The sequence below is a fragment of the Cohnella laeviribosi DSM 21336 genome, from assembly GCF_000378425.1.
GTDB classification, from domain to species: Bacteria; Bacillota; Bacilli; order Paenibacillales; family Paenibacillaceae; genus Cohnella; species Cohnella laeviribosi.
The window spans coordinates 1-17,546 of sequence record NZ_KB899843.1; the positions used below are offsets into that span (position 1 = coordinate 1).

Below are 17,546 nucleotides of genomic sequence, written 5' to 3' on the forward strand. Positions count from 1 at the left end.
GAGCTGCCCCGACGCTGCTACCGTCGGGCATGGGTTGCCGAAGGGAACAGCCAGCGGGTAAGAAGTTCGAGCGAGAGCCGGAGAAACAGACTTCAGATGTAGACGCAGCTACAGGAGTGAGACGAATTTCCCCGAATGGACCCTAAGTTCCATTGTCCGGAGACATGCCGGAAAGTCCAGTCCCTGACTGCAATTTTCAAAGGAGCTGGCTGGAAATTTTGAAGGCGGCTTCCAGTCCCCTTTGGGACTGGAAATAGACTCACAACTGCCTTCGAAAAATACTATACGAGGGAGTGTACGTATGGGCAAAGTTCGCGTTGGTTTTATCGGAACCGGAGGAATCGCGGGCCTGCATGCAAAACAGCTTCTCGAGCTGTCCGCGGACGCGGAAATCGCCGCCGTCGCCGATCCGAGCGAAGAGAGCCGGCGGCGGTTTCTGGCGAAATTTCCGCTGGAGCAGGTACGGCAGTATTCGGATTACGTTCAGATGCTGGATGAAGCGGGGCTGGACGCGGCGATTATCTGCTCGCCGCATACGCTTCATTTTCGGCAGGCGGCGGACGTATTGAAAGCCGGTCTGCACGTGCTGATCGAAAAGCCGATGACCTGTTCGTCGTCCGAGGCCGCCGAGCTGATCCGTCTCGCCGAGCTGTCCGGCAAGGTGCTGCAGGTGTCCTATCAGCGGCATTTTCAACCGGAATTTCTGTTCATCAAAGAGACGATCGAAAGCGGCGCCATCGGCCGGCTGACCTCCGTCACGGCATCGCTTTATCAGGAGTGGGCGCAGGGGGGACGCGGCGCTTGGCGGCAGAACCCTTCGCTGTCCGGCGGCGGGATGCTGATGGATTCCGGAAGCCACATCGTGGACGTTCTGCTGTGGACGACGGGATTAACGCCGCTGGAAGCGAAGGCCGTTATCCATCAGCAGGGAACGCCGGTCGAGATCGATTCGTTTACGTCGATCCGATTCGCCGAAGGCGCGGTCGGCGGGCTGAACATCGTCGGCTACGCCCCTTGTTGGCACGAGACGTATGTATTCTGCGGAGAAGACGGCGGAATCTTCTACGACAACGGCCGTTTGACGGTTCGCCGCCTGCGCGAGGAGCCGGCCGTGCCGGAGCTGCCGGAGCAGACGACCAACCAGGATAAAAGCTTTATCGACGCGGTTCTCGGCAGGAGAGAGGTGGCGGTCTCCGGCAGCTTTGCCCTCAAGGTCGTAAAGCTGACGGAAATGATCTACCAGGCGGGCGGATACCAGCCGCTCCCGGTTTTGGAGGGATCGGAAAGGAGCTGGAGCGTATGAGCTTGCCCATCGGCATGCGAATCCCCCCGAAGATCGGGGGGCAGGGCATCGGGAAAGCGGCGGAGCGGGCGGCCCGGATCGGACTGGACGTCCTGGATGTGCCCCGATTGACGCCGGAAGTGAAAGCGGCTTGCGAAAGCGCCGGAATCGGGATCGGAAGCGTCGATGCGGCGAACGTCCCTCAGCTGCTGTCGCGGGACGAAACGCGCCGCGCGAATGCGCTGGAAGCCGTCAAGCGGCAGATGACGGAGATGGCCGATCTTGGCGGCTCCGTGCTGTTTATGTGCCTCGTTCCCGAGGACCACACGATGCCGAGAAGCGAGACGTTCGGCATTTTCAAGGAGACGTTTCCCGAAGTGGTCCGCCATGCGGAGCAAACGGGCGTATACATCGCCATCGAGGGATGGCCGGGGCCCGCTCCCCATTACCCGACGATCGGATGCACGCCGGAGATGTGGCGCGCGATGTTCGCCGCGGTGCCGTCCAGGCACTTCGGCTTCAACTACGACCCGTCGCACCTTGTCCGGCTGGGGATCGATTATTTGCGGGCGTTGGACGAATTCGGCGAACGCGTGAACCACTGCCACGGGAAGGATGCCGAAATCTTGCCGGAGGCGTTGTACGAAAGCGGAGTTTTGCCCGCTGCGTTCGGCGCGAAATACGATTTTTCCGAGGGCCCCTGGCGCTATACCATTCCGGGGCAAGGACTTGTGGAATGGCATCGGGTGGCCGTCAGGCTGGAGCGCATCGGCTACCGGGGCGCCGTCAGCATCGAGCTCGAAGATCACCGGTTCTGGGGGAGCCTTGAGAAGGAAGAGGAGGGAATACGGAAAGCGGCCGATCACTTGCGGGCGGCGTTTCACTAGCCGCTTAGCCGCTGTTTATACACATCGCCGGAATGTCTGCCGAACAGGCCGACGCCGGCTTTTTTTTCGGCGATTGACCCCTTAACATCCCCTATTTGTATTTCCGCTCAGTGCTTCTCTTTACCGTCACCACTGTCGCCAACCCACTCCAGTACCTCACATGGTCCCGAGCGGCTATATTGGATTTTGTGCTGGATACGGACTCCTTTCGCCCATTTCCGGAACGTATGCTGCATTTTCTCCAATGAAATGGCCCGAGAACCGTGCGGATTCGGCTGATGATGCTGAAAAAATTGGATATATGCAATATAGACCGGCTTCCGGTCTCTGAACGGCGCATTTGGTTGGATTTTTCCAATATAGGCGCACAGTATAGACGCACAGGCTACGGTTGCGCATAGGCTACGATTGCTCATCGGCTACAGTGGCTATATGGCCACGGTTGCTAAATTGCGAAGTTGCAGTCACACTGGTTGCGGAATTGGCAAACTCCCCATCCCGGTTCATAATGAAAGGGAGCGGCGGAACCCTGAAATCCGTGCGGACGGCCCGTTTGGGAAATGGCGCCGCCGATCAAAGCCGCAATAGAGCCTCAGACGGCGCATTTCGTGCCGCAGCCGCGACACGGACGCGGACGTCCTGCCAGGGGTTGACTGTTTCCTTTACAGTCCGAATGTTGACCGGATTCGGAACGGTCATTTCGATCCTATATGTTGGCTATAACCAAAGAAACCGAACGACAGGGTGGTGAACATGGATTATTTGGACATGACGCCTCTCGGAGACTCCGCCGTGCTCGTCAAGCTGGGCGACCGCATCGACCTGGACACGCATCGGAAGGTGCAGCTTCTGTCCGACTACTTGGAACGGCATCCGTTCGAAGGGATGGTCGAATATGTTCCGGCTTTTACTTCGGTTACGGTCTTTTACGACGCGATGAAGCTTTATTGGAACCGGGTCGACGCACGGAAAAAAATCCTGAATCAAGAGGAGATTCCGTTCGACATTGCGGTGCGGCGATTGAAAGATATCGTGGAAAGCCTGGAGGTAACGGGCGAATACGAGCCGCAAACTGTCGAAATTCCGGTTTGTTACGGCGGCGAGTTCGGTCCGGACTTGGAGGAGGTCGCTTCGCGAAACGGTCTGTCTCCCGACGAAGTCATCCGGATTCATGCCTCCGGCGAGTATCTGGTTTACATGATCGGGTTCGCTCCCGGCTTTCCGTATATGGGCGGAATGGACAAACGGATCGCGGCGCCAAGGCGGCCCACCCCTCGTCTTGCCATCCCGAGGGGGACGGTGGGGATCGCGGGCGAGCAGACCGGCGTCTATCCGCTGGAGACGCCGGGAGGCTGGCAGCTGATCGGCCGCACGCCGATCCCGTTGTTTTTGCCGGAGCGGATGCCGCCTACCCTTCTTCGGTCGGGCAACTTGGTGAAGTTTTATCCGATCACCCGAGCCGAATACGACCGATGGGAGGCCCGAAGCCGATGAGCATACGCGTGTTGAAGCCCGGTCTGCTGACGACCGTGCAGGATTTAGGGCGCACCGGATTCCAGAAGTACGGCGTCATCGTAGGCGGGGCGATGGATCCGTTCGCCTGCCGCGTCGCCAATGCGCTTGTCGGCAACGACGAATCGGCAGCCGCCTTGGAAATCACGCTGGTCGGCCCCACCCTGCGGTTCGATTCGACGCTGCTTATTTCCATATGCGGTGCGGATCTGTCGCCGACGATAGACGGCCAAGCGGTTCCCTTATGGAGGCCTGTCGTCGTGAAAGAAGGCGGCCTGCTCCGCTTCGGGGCCGCCCGGCACGGGGTCCGCTGTTATTTGGCGGTCTCCGGCGGATTCGATCTTCCCCAAGCCTTAGGCAGCTATTCCACTTATTTGCGTGCCGGAATCGGAGGCTTCCAGGGACGGGCGCTCAGCGAAGGAGATGTGCTCGAGGTAAGACCTTCGAACAATTTGGGGCGGGCCATTGCGGACAAGCTGGCGGCCGCCGCCAAAGACGCTCCCTTTGCGTCCGCCCGATGGCACGTGTCCTCTGCCATGATGCCCGACTACAGGCCCGATCCGGTCGTGAGGGCCGTGGAAGGCCCGCAGATGCATGGGTTCGATCCGGAAAGCGTCGCCGATTTTTTTGCCGGAACGTTTCAAGTGCTCCCCCAATCCGACCGGATGGGCTACCGCCTTAAAGGAGAGCCTCTCCGCCTGGCCGATCCGGCCGAACTGATATCGGAGCCCGTCGCGTTCGGCACGGTTCAGGTTCCGCCGGACGGGAATCCGATCGTGCTGATGGCGGACAGGCAGACGACGGGGGGATACCCGAAGATCGCGCAGGTGATCACGGTCGATCTTCCGTTAATCGCGCAGGTGCAAATCGGCGGCAGCATCCGGTTCCGGCCTGTCAGCCTGCGGGAAGCGCAGGAGCTTTACTGGATCGCGGAGACGGAATGGGAATGGTTGAAAAAAAGCATCTTCATGCAGTTTCGATAAAGGGGATCAGCAGATGAAGCGAGTGGATTTGAACTGCGACATGGGCGAAAGCTACGGAGCCTACCGGCTAGGCCAGGACGCGGAAATGCTGAAATTCGTCACGTCCGCCAACATCGCCTGCGGTTTCCATGCGGGGGACCCGGGCACGATGCGGAGAACGGTGAAGCTGGCGCTGGAAAACGGCGTGGCGATCGGCGCGCACCCCGGCTTGCCGGATTTGAACGGGTTCGGACGCAGGGAGATGCGCATTTCGCCGGCGGAAGCCTACGAGATGGTCGTATACCAGATCGGCGCGTTGTGGAGCTTCGTCCGTTCCGAAGGCGGACGCATGAGCCATGTGAAGGCGCACGGCGCGCTGTATAACATGGCCGCCGTCAATTTCGCCTTGGCGGAAGCGATCGCCGAAGCCGTATACAAGGTCGATCCGGAGCTTATCCTGTTCGGCTTGGCGAACAGCGAATGGATCCGGGCCGGGAAGAAGGCGGGACTTCGCACCGCAAGCGAGGTGTTCTCCGACCGGACCTATCAATCGGACGGCACGCTTACGCCCAGGCGTCAGCCCGATGCGCTCATCACCGATGACGACGCGGCGGTTCGCCAGGTGATCCGGATGATCGAGGAAGGCAAAGTGCGTTCCAGGCAAAACGTCGACGTGCCGATCCAAGCCGACACCGTCTGCATCCACGGAGACGGCGTCCATGCTTTGGCATTCGCGCAAAAGATCAGGGACGCCTTGGAGAAAGCCGGCATTGCCGTTCAGGCGGTCGGCCGGACGGAGTAGGACAAACAGGAGAGCGAAAGACGGACGAGGAGGGGGACTTTATGGAAGCGGACAAGGTGTGGATGCTGATCCTGGCCGCCGGTCTGTCCCGGCGGATGGGCCGGCCGAAGCAGCTGCTGCCCCTCGCGGGGGAAAGCATGATCCGTCATGTGGCAGGCAGAGCGGTGCGTGCATCGGCAGGTCCCGTTGCGGTTGTCTGCGCCAAGACGCAGACCGAGGTGCACGATCAGCTGAGCGATCTGCCCGTTGCACGGATTGAGAATCCGAATCCGGAGGCGGGTCTCAGCTCATCCCTGCGCGCCGGCGTCCAATTTGTCATGGAACGACAGGGAGAGGCGGCCGTTATTCTTCTCGGCGACCAGCCGGGGATTCGGCCGGATGTCATCCGGCGGGTCATCGAGACGCACCGGAATGGCCGCTGCAGCATCGTGCAGGCGCGCTACATGGATCGTCCCGGTCATCCCGTCTTGTTTGGCCGGCGCCTTTTTCCCGATTTGGTAAGGCTTGAAGGGGATGTCGGCGCCAAAGAAGTATTGGCCCGCCATCGTTCCGACATTAACTGGGTCGATGTTCCGGAGACGATGCCCCCCGATATCGATACCCCCGAGGAGTACGAGCAGGCGGTGAAATCGTTCACGGATCCAAAAAACTGAACGCGCGGCCGCCCCATCCGGCGCAGATCGTCGAAGGCGGCTTTATCGTCCGGCGGCTTCTGCAGCCCGAAACTTTTATTCGGCTTGTCCGTCTAAATCTATGGGAACATATTTCCTATTTGATCAGGAACAGGAGAATTCCGAATGAAAAGGGACTATTCCATGCAGAAGTGGATTGTATTTTTCAGCGTGCTCCTTATGTTTTCCGCCGCTCCCCAATCTCCCGCAGCCGCCGCTTCCTCCGGTCCTAGCATTCTCGCCTTCTGGCCCAACGCTCTCGTCAAGGCCGACGGAACCTATTGGGTATGGGGAGGCAGCCGTTCGGTTCCGACTCAAATTCACGGTCTGGATCATGTGGCTTCCTCGTTCGACCGGCGTTTGGTGATGAAACAGGACAAAACCGTATGGTATTGGGAAGGCAACTCGCCGTCCGAAATCCGGGTTCGGCAGGTGGAGAAGCTGAACAACCTCGTCGACGTCCTGTTTGCCGGAAGAACGCTGGCCGCATTGGATGCGGACGGAAGCGTACATACGGTTCAATGGACGGAATCGGGACTGGACATGTCGCGGTTCGCTCCGCTGGCCGGCATCGACCAGGTTGCGGACATGACAAGCTATTACGAATTTCGTCCAAAAAGCGGCAAGCAGCGCTGGATCTTTCTGAAGAAAGACGGCACGGTGTGGAGCAGCTCGAATGAGCTGACCTCGTTCACGCCGGTTGCTTCGCTTGCCGACATCGTCGCAGTCGAGCGCAACTTCGCGCTGAAAGCGGACGGCACCGTCTGGACTTGGCCCGACGAGGCGGCGGAAGAAGCGCCGGACTCGTTAACGGCCGTTCCGTTTAAGGGATTGACGGACATCCGAACGATCAAGACCGACGGCTACACGCACCTGGCGATCGACGGCAAGTCCCGCCTCTGGTTCTGGGGATCGACGCTGACCGGTTACTCCGACGGCACGCAAAGGCATGAGCATACGGCTCCCATCCGATTGACCGGCATCCAAAACGTCAAGGATGCGTTTGTGGTGGAACGGTCCCTGGTCGTGCTGACGAACGACGGCAACGTATACGAGACGTCCATCAACCGGGAACGGATGCCGGAACATCCGGTCTTCGAGCTGCTGGCCTCCGATGTCGCCCAAATCAAGGCGGACGATCGGCACTTCATCATGCAAAAAAACGACGGATCGCTGTGGGGATGGGGCGTAAACAAGGACGCGCAGCTGGGGAACGGCGATTACGAATTTATGCATACGACCCCGGTGCCCGTGCAGCAGCCGATCGAGGTCCGGCTGAACGGCGAATCCGTCGCTTTGCGCAGCGGCGTCGTTACCCGCAACGGCCAGGCGTTCATTCCGCTTCGTTCCGTCTTCGAGAAGCTCGGCGCCAAAGTCGAATGGGACGAGACGAACAAAGTGGCGACGATCAGCCGTTCCGAAGGCGGGGCGCCGTCCGTGGAGATTACGGTTAATACGAAAACGGGCGAAACGAAGCTGAACGGCAATACCGTGCAAATGGCAAACGCCCCGTTCGGCATCAACGGCACGTCCTACTTGCCGCTCCGGTTCATTAGCGAATCTCTCGGCGCGAAGGTCGACTGGCTGCAGCCGGAAGGCGTTATCGCGATCACGATGGACTGACTGCGCAGCCGCTTGAAAGCGCGCTCGTCTTTAGCATTTAGCCGTCCTTTTCCCATGCTCCTGGCGATTCGCAGCGCGCTTATGGCCGTTGCGGTTGCGGCTTTTTCCCTGAAGAAAAGCGCGAAAGAGCCGTCAAAACGGCGGCCAAAAATGGTACAATGAAATACGTACCCACCAATCCGACAAGGGAGGTTCGCGGCATGAACTCGTTCCAATTACATAATCCGACGAAGCTTGTTTTTGGAAAAGGGACGGTCGATCAGCTCGGCGAGCTGGTCAAGCCTTACGGAACACGGATTTTGTTTGTATACGGGGGAGGCAGCATCAAGCGCTCCGGCTTGTACGACCAAGTGTTGGCCCAGCTTAACGGAATCGGCGCGACGGTGTTCGAACTGCCGGGCATCGAGCCGAACCCGAGGCTGACGACCGTCAACAAAGGAATCGACATTTGCCGCCGGGAGCGGGTCGAATTCATTCTTGCGGTCGGGGGCGGCAGCGTCATCGACGCGGCCAAGGCGATTGCGGCGGGCGTTCCTTACGATGGCGACGTATGGGATTTCTGCGTGAAGAAGGCGGTGATTCAGGAAGCGCTGCCGCTCGGAACCGTGCTGACGCTGGCGGCCACGGGCTCGGAGATGAACGGCAACGCCGTCATTTCCGACTGGGACAGGAAGCTGAAGCGGGGGATGGGCGGCAAGCCGATCTACCCCAAGTTTTCCATCCTCGATCCCGAGCTGACGTTTACGGTACCGAGGGATCAGACCGTGAACGGCATCGTCGATATGATGTCCCACGTGTTCGAGCAATACTTCTCCAAAACGACCGATACGCCGCTGCAGGAGAGGTTCGCGGAATCGATTCTGCAGACGATCATCGAGAACGGGGAGATTGCGCTGGAGGACGGTTCGAATTATGCGGCGCGCGCCAACTTGATGCTGTGCGGCACGTACGCGCTGAACGGCACGCTGCCGATCGGGGTCGAAACCGACTGGGCGACGCACGCCATCGAGCATGAAGTGAGCGCGATTTACGACATTGCGCACGGGGCGGGGCTTGCGATCATTTTCCCGAACTGGATGAAGTATGTGTACAAGGAGCGGGTCGACCGCTTTGTCCAATACGCGGTCCGCGTGTGGAACATCGACCCGGCCGGAAAGAGCGACGAAGAGGTGGCGCTGGCCGGCATCGAGGCGACCCGGGCGTATTTCACGCGCATCGGCGCGCCGGCAACCCTCGGCCAACTCGGCATCGGCGACGAGCACCTGGACCGGATGGCGGAGGAAGCGGTTCGCTACGGGCCGCTCGGCTCGTTCAAGAAGCTGGAGAAGGACGACGTCAAAGCCATTCTGGAGCTTAGCCTGTAACGCGGCCGAGCCGCTTGGGCGCTAGGCAAAGGCGGTCCCTTCGGGTCGATTGGACCTGAAGGGACCGTTTTGGTATGCAAAGTTTGCGGAGCGGGTCTCTTGGCGTGCGGTTTGAAATCAACGCGTTAAAAAATTCCCTTTTGTCCCGCCGATTCTGTTAGAATAAAGAGAGACAACGAGGAAATCGGGTGGCACATGAACATACGCAGACGCGCTTTGCGATCGCCGGCCATCGCTGTACTTCTGCTGTGCAGCGTTTTGTTGCTTGCTTCCTGCGCCCAAGGGGAAGCGCACGTCACGATCAACCGGGACGGGACGGCCGATGTCGATCTTAACCTGTCGGTCAGCAAGCAAATTTTGACGGCGATCGGCAAGGCGGATATCATGAACGAGCTGGCCGAACGTTTCGAGCAGCAGGGGATGAGCGTCCGGATTGTCGATAAGGACGGGCAAGCCAAGGTGACCGCTTCGAAACGGCTTGACCTGAAAGCATTCGACGGCGACATGACCCAGCTTCCGGAAGGCGTGAAGGTCGAGGACGCGCAGGAAAAGAACTTTTTCTACACGAAGCACCGGGTTGCCGTAACCGTCGATTTGGGTCCGATGCTGCAGGAGGGCCAGCAGGAATGGATCAAACAGTTGTCCAACCTGCCCGATTTGATGAAGAAGCTGATCCAAAGCCAGCTCCGGTTCGACCTGCTGGTGACGCTTCCGATCAAGGCGGACGGCAACAACGCCGACGAAGTGCGGGACGGCGGGCGCACGCTGCTGTGGAATGTCGATCTTTTCGAGGAAAACCGCCTGGAGCTGAGCGTGAACGTCCCCAATATCGAGCATATCGCGTATACGGCCGGCGCAGCGCTGCTTGTCGTTATCGCCGGAGGGATTTGGCTCTACCGGTCGATCCGGATGCGAAGCGCCAGGAAGTGATCTCCAGTTTCATTCTCTTGGAAACGAAACCTGTACGTATTGCGGCTCGGCGTGGATCGCCATTTGGAGGCTGTGGTCGGATCGGCGCAGAATCTTGCTTGCGTCCGGCGCGAAGATGGGCGCGCAGATAGGCGTGCAGATAAAGGAACAGATGGAGTCCGACGGACTTCGTCTGTTCCTTTTTTAATTGGAAGATTTCCCGCGACAAACAAATATACAAATTAATCCAATCTTAACTTGCGTTTAAGGCCAGTTTAAGAATGGAAATTATGATAGGAGAATGAAACCAGTTTCAAGAGATGGCTGCATGAAACGTATCATGACTTTTGGCGGGAGGAATCGATATGATGTTTCGCGGAAAATGGAAAAAGACCCTTGCAGGCGTAGCAGGCGGCGTAGTCGGCGCGATCCTGATGCTGGTCATGGGCTTGAATCCTTTTGCCGGCGGCCAGTCTCCGGAGAACGTCTTCGTCAATCCGTCCAATCGCCAGCAGAGCGATCTGAAGACCGCCTCTCTCCAATCGGCCGAATCCCGATCGATCCCCGACATTGTGCAGGCTTCGAATCCGGCCGTCGTCCTGATCAAGACGTATGTGAAGCAGGGCAGCAGAAGCGGCCAGGGCAATCCGTTTTACTTCAACGATCCGTTTTTCCGGTATTTCTTCGGGGATTCTTCCCAGGAGCCGAACAGCGCCAATGACGGCAAAATGCAGCTGCTCGGGGCCGGATCCGGATTTTTTTACAAATCGGACGGCTATATTCTGACCAATGAACATGTCATAAACGGGGCCGATCGCATCGAAGTGACGGTACAAGGCGAAGACGAACCGTATGTGGCCAAAGTGCTGGGGAAAAGCGCGGAACACGATCTGGCGGTGCTGAAAATCAAAGGAGACAAACCGTTCTCCACGTTGTCGTTCGGCGATTCCGACCAACTGAACGTGGGCGATTGGGTGGTCGCCATCGGCAATCCGTTCGGGTTCGAGCACACGGTTACGGTTGGGGTCATCAGCGCCAAGGAGCGGGATATCCCGGTCAGCAACAGCAACGGTCAAAAGGAATACAAGCATCTGTTGCAGACGGACGCTTCCATCAACTCCGGCAACTCCGGCGGGCCGCTGATCGATTTGAACGGCAAGGTGATCGGCATCAACACGGCCAAAAGCATGGAAGCGCAAGGCATCGGCTTTGCGATTCCGAGCAGCGTCGTCGTTCCGCTGATCGACTATTTGGAGGCCGGAAAGCCGATTCCTTCGTCCTATATCGGAGTGTCCGTCGTGGATATTGACGCCAACTGGATGAAAACGTTGAATCTTGAATCCCGCGAAGGCGCGATGGTCGTTCAGGTGCTGCCGGGCTCGCCCGCGTATAAAGCCGGACTCCGGCAATACGATGTGATTGTGCAGGTCAACAATCAGAAGATTAAAAACAAGAGCGATCTGGAAGACCGCATTTCGGCGGCCGCCGTCGGCGACAAGCTGAAGCTGACGGTGATCCGCGACGGCAAGCCGATCGAATTTACGGTAGTCGTCGGAGACCGGAACGCCGCGGCCAAAACCAACTCGTAACGCCGAAAGCGCGTCGGCGTCAGACTTTGATGGTTCCGTGATGGATTTTCGGGGATTCCACCTGAATCGTCGTGTGCTCGATCCGAAACCGCTGCTCGATGAGCCGGATTGCGCTCTGCAGGACGTCCTGACAGTCGGTGCCGTCCTCAACGAGCATATGGCAGCTGAGCGAATCGAAGCCCGACGTAATCGTCCAGATGTGCAGGTCGTGAACGTCTTTGACGCCTTCGATAGACAGAAGGGCCTCTTTCACTTCCGTCTGGTCGATGGTCAAAGGCGTTCCTTCCATTAATATGTGAATCGTATGTTGAATGATTCCCCAAGCGCTTTTCAGAATAAGCACGGCGACGAGGACGGAGATGATCGGATCGGCCGCGTACCACCCGAACGCCATCATGACGATCCCTGCGGCAATGGCGCCGACCGAGCCAAGCGCGTCTCCGAGCACATGCAGGTAGGCGCTTCTTAAGTTCACGTTGCGCTTGACGTCGCCTTGTCGCATAAGCGTCCACGCGCTGGCCAGATTCGCCGCCAGGCCGACGGCGGCAATCGCCATCATGGAGCCGCTCGCAACTTCAGGCGGATGGTTAAAGCGCTGAACCGCCTCCCAGACAATAAATCCCGCAATGACGAAAAGAGCGACGCCGTTGAACAGCGCGGCCAATATTTCGAAGCGGTAAAATCCGTACGTTTTGCTCGGGGAAGACGGCCGGGCGGCGAACCAGAACGCGACGAGGCTTAGCGCCAGGGCGCTGGCGTCGCTCAGCATATGTCCCGAATCGGACAGCAGCGCGAGGCTGTTCGTCAGCAGCCCGCCGACAAATTCGAGCGCCATAATGCCGACGGTAATGGCCAGGGCGATGGCCAGCGCCTTCTTGTTGCCGCTTCGCGCGTGATCGTGATGGTGATGATGCTCATGATGATGTCCGTCGTGATGCCCATGATCATGGTCATGGGCATGGTCGTGCAGGTGTCCCTGCCCGCAGGCAGGGGCCGTTTTTTGTTCAGGCTTCCCTTCGCGATCTCCGTATCCATTTGAAACTTCGAATCGATTGTCCATGCTTGCCTCTCCTTTGCTGCCCGGCATCGTGAACCCCACATACCCAACGTATGTGATGCGCCCCAATCCGTTCTGCAACGCAAGTATTCGGGTTCTTTTCTTATATACATATGAACAATTGTTCATATGTATATCTTAATAGCCTGGCGGCAAACCTGTCAAGTTTTGGGTTCGAAACGACCGGATTTGGGCGGGAGCGTTACGCGAGTACGGGGGGACGTGAGAAGGGATTGGCGGGACTCAAACCGTCGGCATCATCAAGACAAATAAGCGGAAAAGACTATATTCGAAGAAATCCGGGGTTCCGATATAGTAAATGTATCCCATTCGAGGAGACGATTTTCCCATATGCTCGATGGGGCGACCAAAAAAAGGGGGACCGAAGCTTGATTGACTTGCATCCGGATAGAAGAAGATCCCTGGACTATATCGGCATTACGGAAGAAGATTTAGCTCTGCTGCGAAGCAGCGAGCCCCAATTCCGCGCGATCGTGGACCGGTTGGTGGATGAGCTGTACGAGCAGATCAGCACCGTTCCCGAGCTTTTGGATATCATCAACAAGCACAGCACAATCGAGCGTCTGAAAGAGAAGCAGCGCGGGTACTTTATGTCGCTGGCGTCCGGCAGGATCGACGAGCCGTTCATCGAGCAGCGGCTTTTGATCGGCAAAATCCATTCCCGCATCGGGCTGAATTCCTCCTGGTACTTGGGAACTTACATGATCTATCTGGACCTGGCCGCCGCTCATCTGGAACGGGTGATGCCCGATAAATGGAAGGAAGTCATTCACGCGCTGTCCAAAATGTTCAATTTCGACTCCCAGCTTGTGCTCGAAGCGTACGAAATGGAAGAGAAGGCGAACATCGAACGGCTGGCGAACCGGCAGCACGACCTGCTGACCGGCATCAGCGCCGCCATTCAGGATTTGGCTTCCATGATGGTCGAGCTGAGCGGCAGCAGCGAGCGGGTGGCCGACGCGGCAGACCGGACGGCCGAGACGCAAAAGCTTACCCACCGCAACGTAGAAGATCTTGTCGGGGAAGTGCAGTTGGTGCAGGCGCTGGGAACGACGATCCGGGAAGTGGCCGACCAATCGCACATTCTCGGGCTGAACGCGGCGATTGAAGCGGCGCGGGCGCAAGAATACGGCAGAGGATTCGAAGTGGTCGCGGCCGAAATCCGCAAGCTTGCCGGCTTGTCCAAAGACGCGCTTGAATCGGTCGAAGACAGGCTGAAGCGCGTAAGCGACCTGCTCGAGCAGGTCAGGCAAGAGTCGGAGCGGGCGTACGGCTTTGCCGAAGAGCAGGCCGCCGGCGCAAGAAGGCTCCTTTCCTTCGTTCGGATGATCGAGGACGTGACGAAACAGCTTGAACAATTGAGGGAAGCTTCAAACGCGAATCAGGCCGTATTGTCCGAAGTATAAATCCGTAGAGTTCAATCGAAAGAACATCCTTCAGGGAGGCCGGGCGAACGCCCGGCCTTATAAGTGGGCCTGCGCCTTACGATTCGGCATTGGCCGTTCCGGCCGGAACCTCCGCTTGCCGCTTCCGGGACCAGGCTCTATACGCGGCTCCAAACAGAATCCAGGCCAGGCCGGTTACGAGCGCGTTGACGTCGAGCAGCGTCAGCATCCAGCCTACGATAATAGCGCCGATCAGCGGCAAGACGAGATAGCGAACGGTCTGGGCGGGCGAGCGCCGGCGGTCTTTGATGTAGTATTGCGAAACGACAGACAGGTTGACGAAAAAGAAGGCCGTCAACGCGCCGAAGTTGACAAATTTGACCGCCGTATCGAGCGGTATGGCCAGAGCGAGCAGCGAGAAAACGTTGACGAGCACGATGTTGAGCGCCGGGGTTTTGAATTTCGGATGCAGGTAGCCGAAGATGTTTCTGGGCAGCACCGAATCGCGTCCCATAGCGAACAGCAGGCGCGTGACCGTCGTCAGCGAGGCAAGCCCCTGGGTGAAAATCGCGAATACAAGCACCGTTACGAACAAAGCCGACAATCCGGCCCCTCCGACCATCCTCATCAGTTCGAAGCTGGCGTCATCCCCGGCCAGCGACAAATTCGGAAAGTTCAACTGGGTCAGATAAGAAGTGGAAATATAAAGCGCGCTGGCGATCAGAATGATGGCCAGAATGGCGCGCGGCATCGTCCGTCCGGCATCGACGGTTTCCTCGGCCATCGTCGTGACCGAATCGAATCCCAAAAAGGAGAAGCAAATGAGCGAAGCGGCGGTGAGCAGCACCGAAAGCGGAACCTCCGTTTGGAGAAACGGCCGGAGAGGGTCGGTCACGCCGCCGGCCGTCAGGTGTTTGACGAGAATTGCGCAGAAAAAGAGGATAAAGCAGATTTGCAGCAGCACGAACGCTGTGCTCAGGCTGGCGGAGAATCGGACGCCGAGAATGCAGATGACGCACAGGACGATATTGATGGACAGAATCCATATATAGGCCGGAACGTTCGGGAACTGGGCATGCATAAAAATGCCGAACATCAAGTAAGCGATCAGCGGCGAAAACAGGTAATCCAGCAGGGCCGACCAGCCGACGAGAAAGCCGACTTTGGGATGAATGCCCTTCCCCGCATACGTATAGGACGAACCGGAATTCGGAAACCGGCGGGACATCGCGCCGTAGCTGAAAGCCGTGAAAAAGATGACGGCGAAGGCGAGCGTGTAGGCTTGCGTCAGCATTCCTTTGGAGGCTTCGAACGCAATGCCGTAAGTGGTGAAGTAAATCATCGGGGTCATCCAGGCCAGGCCGATAAAGACGACTTGCCATAACGTTAAGGTCCGATTCAGCTTGACTTCCGTTTTCATGACGGTCACTCCTCTGGGCTTGGTTTGAAGAAAAAATAAAGCCCGAAGAGGTATCTGAATAAGATAACCTCCCGGGCTTTTGTCCCTCCGTGGACACGGCCTTTTGCCGTGCGTTCCCTCTCGGACCGGTCCGGCTGTTCGAACGCTTTCGCATGCCGCGGAACCCTAGAGAACAATTTTGAATCGGTTATGGATGATTATGTTAGATAAAATAACACATATGCGGAGATTTGAAAAGGGTTCGTCGAAAAAAAGGATCGTTAACGGATCTTTGTGATATAAATGTTGACTTCATAGATGTATTGCGTTATATTTATTTACACAATCTCATCATTAAGGTCCGCTAGGGTTCCGCCGATGCCTTGCTTCGGGACTGGTCCGAGAGCGGCCCGCCCCGCAAGGGGCGACACGGAAGGACAAAAGCCTGGGAGATGTCATCAAGACCTGCGTCTTGTGATGTCTCCCTTTTTTGTTTCCCTTCCGATCCTCAAATTCCCGGCAAAGGAGTCGTGACGATGGAGGTTCAATGGAGCAAGACGCTGCGCCCGGGCGGCAAATGGTCGGGCGCAATCGGCAGAGGGAAGCTGCTGCGGTTCACCGCGTTGGGCGACGGAGCGAATGTAGCCCTTCTATTATATAACGCGCGTGATCTGACGGAGCGCTACAACATGCCGGACACGCTGAAGGCCCAGCACGTCAGCCGCCTGACCCGCGGCAACGTGTTGATGAGCGACAACGGCCGCGTGCTGGCGGGCATCGTGGAGGACAGCCTCGGCTGGCACGATACGATCTCCGGCCTGACGACGCGAGAGCTGACGGATGCGAAATACGGCCGGACCCGGTTTCAGGAGCGGCGCAACGAGTGGCTGAGGAGCGGTTACGAGAATGCCGCCGTCGAGCTTGTCCGCAACGGACTTTCGGCCCGGGATCTCGGACCTGTGGTCAATCTTTTTTCCAAAGTGTATTGCGACGAAGAAGGGCGAATGCATTTCCAGGGGGACCATTGCCGCGAAGGGGCGACGGTGACGCTGCGGACGGAAATGGATGTGCTGCTGGTCCTATCCAACACGCCGCATCCGCTCGATCCTCGCAGCGAGTATCCGTCGGTCCCGGTTCTTCTGGAGGTGCTGCGGGCCGATCCGCTCGATCCGGACGATTCGCGGGACGAATGTCTGAATTTCCGGCCGGAGAACCGCCGGGCGTACGAGAATACGTGGGAATACCAGCTTTTGCTGGGCTAACCGAAGCCGCCGGTCCGATACGCGAAACGGTGAGCCGTCCGACCTTGGACCGAACGGCTATACGACTATGGCGACCCATACAAAAGGAGGAAATGCCGATGACCGCATTTCATTGCGTCGAAAGTCCCCGCCGACCGGCCGACGCTTTCTACACGAAGACCCTGCCCGCGGGCGAGGGCTGGATGTACGATCTGGAGCCGGGTCAGGTGCTGCGCATCGTCGATCTGGAAGGCAACCAGGCGGTGGATACGCTGTTCTTCGACGCCGACAACCCGGAAGACCATTACAGCGCGGTGCAGACGATCGCATCGCAAGGCCAAATCTATTTGACCGCCGGATCGGTGCTTCGGACCGAAAGCGGGGCGGAGCTTGCGCGCATCGTGGCCGACACGTGCGGGCGGCACGACACGCTGGGCGGCGCGTGCTCGGCGCAGAGCAATACGGTGCGATATGCGCACGAAAAGCTGCACATGCACAATTGCCGCGACACCTTTATGCTTCAGCTCGCCCGCCGCGGCGGTACGCTCACGAAGCGCGACCTGGCCCCGAACGTCAATTTCTTCATGAACGTGCCGGTTACGGCCGACGGTTCGCTCGAATTCGCCGACGGCGTGTCCGCTCCCGGCCGTTACGTCGAATTACAGGCGCAGCGCCGCACGACGGTGCTGATCAGCAACTGCCCGCAGCTTAACAACCCGTGCAACGCCTACAATCCGACGCCGATTCAACTGATCGTCTGGGACAAGTGAAGCTTGGATCGGGCATGCGCCGGTTCGCCTAGGCGAACTTGGGGCAAACGGACCGATCGCGGGCTTGAGTCC

General features: G+C 58.3%; 15 protein-coding genes and 2 riboswitches. Of the genes, 13 read left to right on the top strand and 2 right to left on the bottom strand.

The features are described 5' to 3' along the window. Window positions 1-301 precede the first annotated feature (301 nt). The 10 genes from F560_RS0117895 (at window position 302) to F560_RS23570 (ending at window position 11,601) form a co-directional block, all read left to right on the top strand. Window positions 302-1,303: a Gfo/Idh/MocA family protein gene (locus F560_RS0117895; RefSeq protein WP_019007140.1), complete on the top strand. Its 1,002-nt coding sequence runs from the start codon at window positions 302-304 to the stop codon at window positions 1,301-1,303. Beyond that, window positions 1,300-2,169 (top strand): sugar phosphate isomerase/epimerase family protein, encoded by an 870-nt coding sequence (locus F560_RS0117900; protein WP_019007141.1) that lies wholly within the window; start codon window positions 1,300-1,302, stop codon window positions 2,167-2,169. The genes F560_RS0117895 and F560_RS0117900 overlap by 4 nt, the downstream gene beginning before the upstream one ends. Window positions 2,170-2,922: 753 nt before the next feature. Continuing rightward, the gene (gene pxpB / locus F560_RS0117905) at window positions 2,923-3,663 is read left to right on the top strand and encodes a 5-oxoprolinase subunit PxpB (protein WP_019007142.1); all 741 of its coding nucleotides are present in this window, start codon (window positions 2,923-2,925) and stop codon (window positions 3,661-3,663) included. Further along, window positions 3,660-4,664: a 5-oxoprolinase subunit C family protein gene (locus F560_RS0117910; RefSeq protein ID WP_019007143.1), complete on the top strand. Its 1,005-nt coding sequence runs from the start codon at window positions 3,660-3,662 to the stop codon at window positions 4,662-4,664. Before pxpB ends, F560_RS0117910 begins: the two co-directional genes overlap by 4 nt. Before the next feature lie 13 nt (window positions 4,665-4,677). Next, window positions 4,678-5,445 carry a LamB/YcsF family protein gene (locus F560_RS0117915; RefSeq protein WP_019007144.1) on the top strand — a complete coding sequence of 256 codons (768 nt, stop codon included), beginning with the start codon at window positions 4,678-4,680 and terminating at the stop codon, window positions 5,443-5,445. Window positions 5,446-5,486: 41 nt separating this feature from the next. Continuing rightward, window positions 5,487-6,098: a nucleotidyltransferase family protein gene (locus F560_RS0117920; protein WP_019007145.1), complete on the top strand. Its 612-nt coding sequence runs from the start codon at window positions 5,487-5,489 to the stop codon at window positions 6,096-6,098. 144 nt (window positions 6,099-6,242) lie between these two features. Beyond that, a complete protein-coding gene (locus F560_RS0117925; protein WP_019007146.1) occupies window positions 6,243-7,739 on the top strand; it encodes a stalk domain-containing protein in 1,497 nt (498 codons plus the stop codon). Between the two features lie 200 nt (window positions 7,740-7,939). After that, window positions 7,940-9,103, top strand: a complete 1,164-nt coding sequence (locus F560_RS0117930; RefSeq protein WP_019007147.1) for an iron-containing alcohol dehydrogenase — start codon at window positions 7,940-7,942, stop codon at window positions 9,101-9,103. A gap of 195 nt (window positions 9,104-9,298) precedes the next feature. Further along, window positions 9,299-10,033, top strand: a complete 735-nt coding sequence (locus tag F560_RS0117935; protein WP_019007148.1) for a hypothetical protein — start codon at window positions 9,299-9,301, stop codon at window positions 10,031-10,033. A 344-nt stretch (window positions 10,034-10,377) separates the two neighbouring features. After that, window positions 10,378-11,601, top strand: coding sequence for a S1C family serine protease (locus F560_RS23570; RefSeq protein ID WP_019007150.1), 1,224 nt, complete (start codon window positions 10,378-10,380; stop codon window positions 11,599-11,601). Window positions 11,602-11,620: 19 nt separating this feature from the next. Here F560_RS23570 and F560_RS0117950 read toward each other — a convergent pair whose 3' ends face one another. Then, window positions 11,621-12,571, bottom strand: a complete 951-nt coding sequence (locus F560_RS0117950) for a cation diffusion facilitator family transporter (protein WP_026298379.1) — start codon at window positions 12,569-12,571, stop codon at window positions 11,621-11,623. Between the two features lie 476 nt (window positions 12,572-13,047). Here F560_RS0117950 and F560_RS23575 point away from each other — a divergent pair, with 476 nt between their 5' ends. Further along, the gene (locus F560_RS23575) at window positions 13,048-14,085 is read left to right on the top strand and encodes a globin-coupled sensor protein (RefSeq protein WP_019007152.1); all 1,038 of its coding nucleotides are present in this window, start codon (window positions 13,048-13,050) and stop codon (window positions 14,083-14,085) included. Between the two features lie 76 nt (window positions 14,086-14,161). Here the strand turns inward: F560_RS23575 and F560_RS0117960 are convergent, their stop codons facing one another. Further along, window positions 14,162-15,484 carry an APC family permease gene (locus F560_RS0117960; RefSeq protein ID WP_019007153.1) on the bottom strand — a complete coding sequence of 441 codons (1,323 nt, stop codon included), beginning with the start codon at window positions 15,482-15,484 and terminating at the stop codon, window positions 14,162-14,164. 66 nt (window positions 15,485-15,550) lie between these two features. Further along, window positions 15,551-15,664: riboswitch (guanidine-I (ykkC/yxkD leader) on the bottom strand. A 152-nt stretch (window positions 15,665-15,816) separates the two neighbouring features. Continuing rightward, window positions 15,817-15,917, top strand: a riboswitch (guanidine-I (ykkC/yxkD leader). An 82-nt stretch (window positions 15,918-15,999) separates the two neighbouring features. Between F560_RS0117960 and F560_RS0117965 the strand changes: the two genes are divergently transcribed. Together F560_RS0117965 and F560_RS0117970 are read left to right on the top strand one after the other, a co-directional pair. Beyond that, a complete protein-coding gene (locus F560_RS0117965; protein WP_019007154.1) occupies window positions 16,000-16,725 on the top strand; it encodes an urea amidolyase associated protein UAAP1 in 726 nt (241 codons plus the stop codon). A gap of 98 nt (window positions 16,726-16,823) precedes the next feature. Continuing rightward, window positions 16,824-17,474, top strand: a complete 651-nt coding sequence (locus tag F560_RS0117970) for an urea amidolyase associated protein UAAP2 (RefSeq protein ID WP_019007155.1) — start codon at window positions 16,824-16,826, stop codon at window positions 17,472-17,474. Window positions 17,475-17,546: the final 72 nt, after the last annotated feature.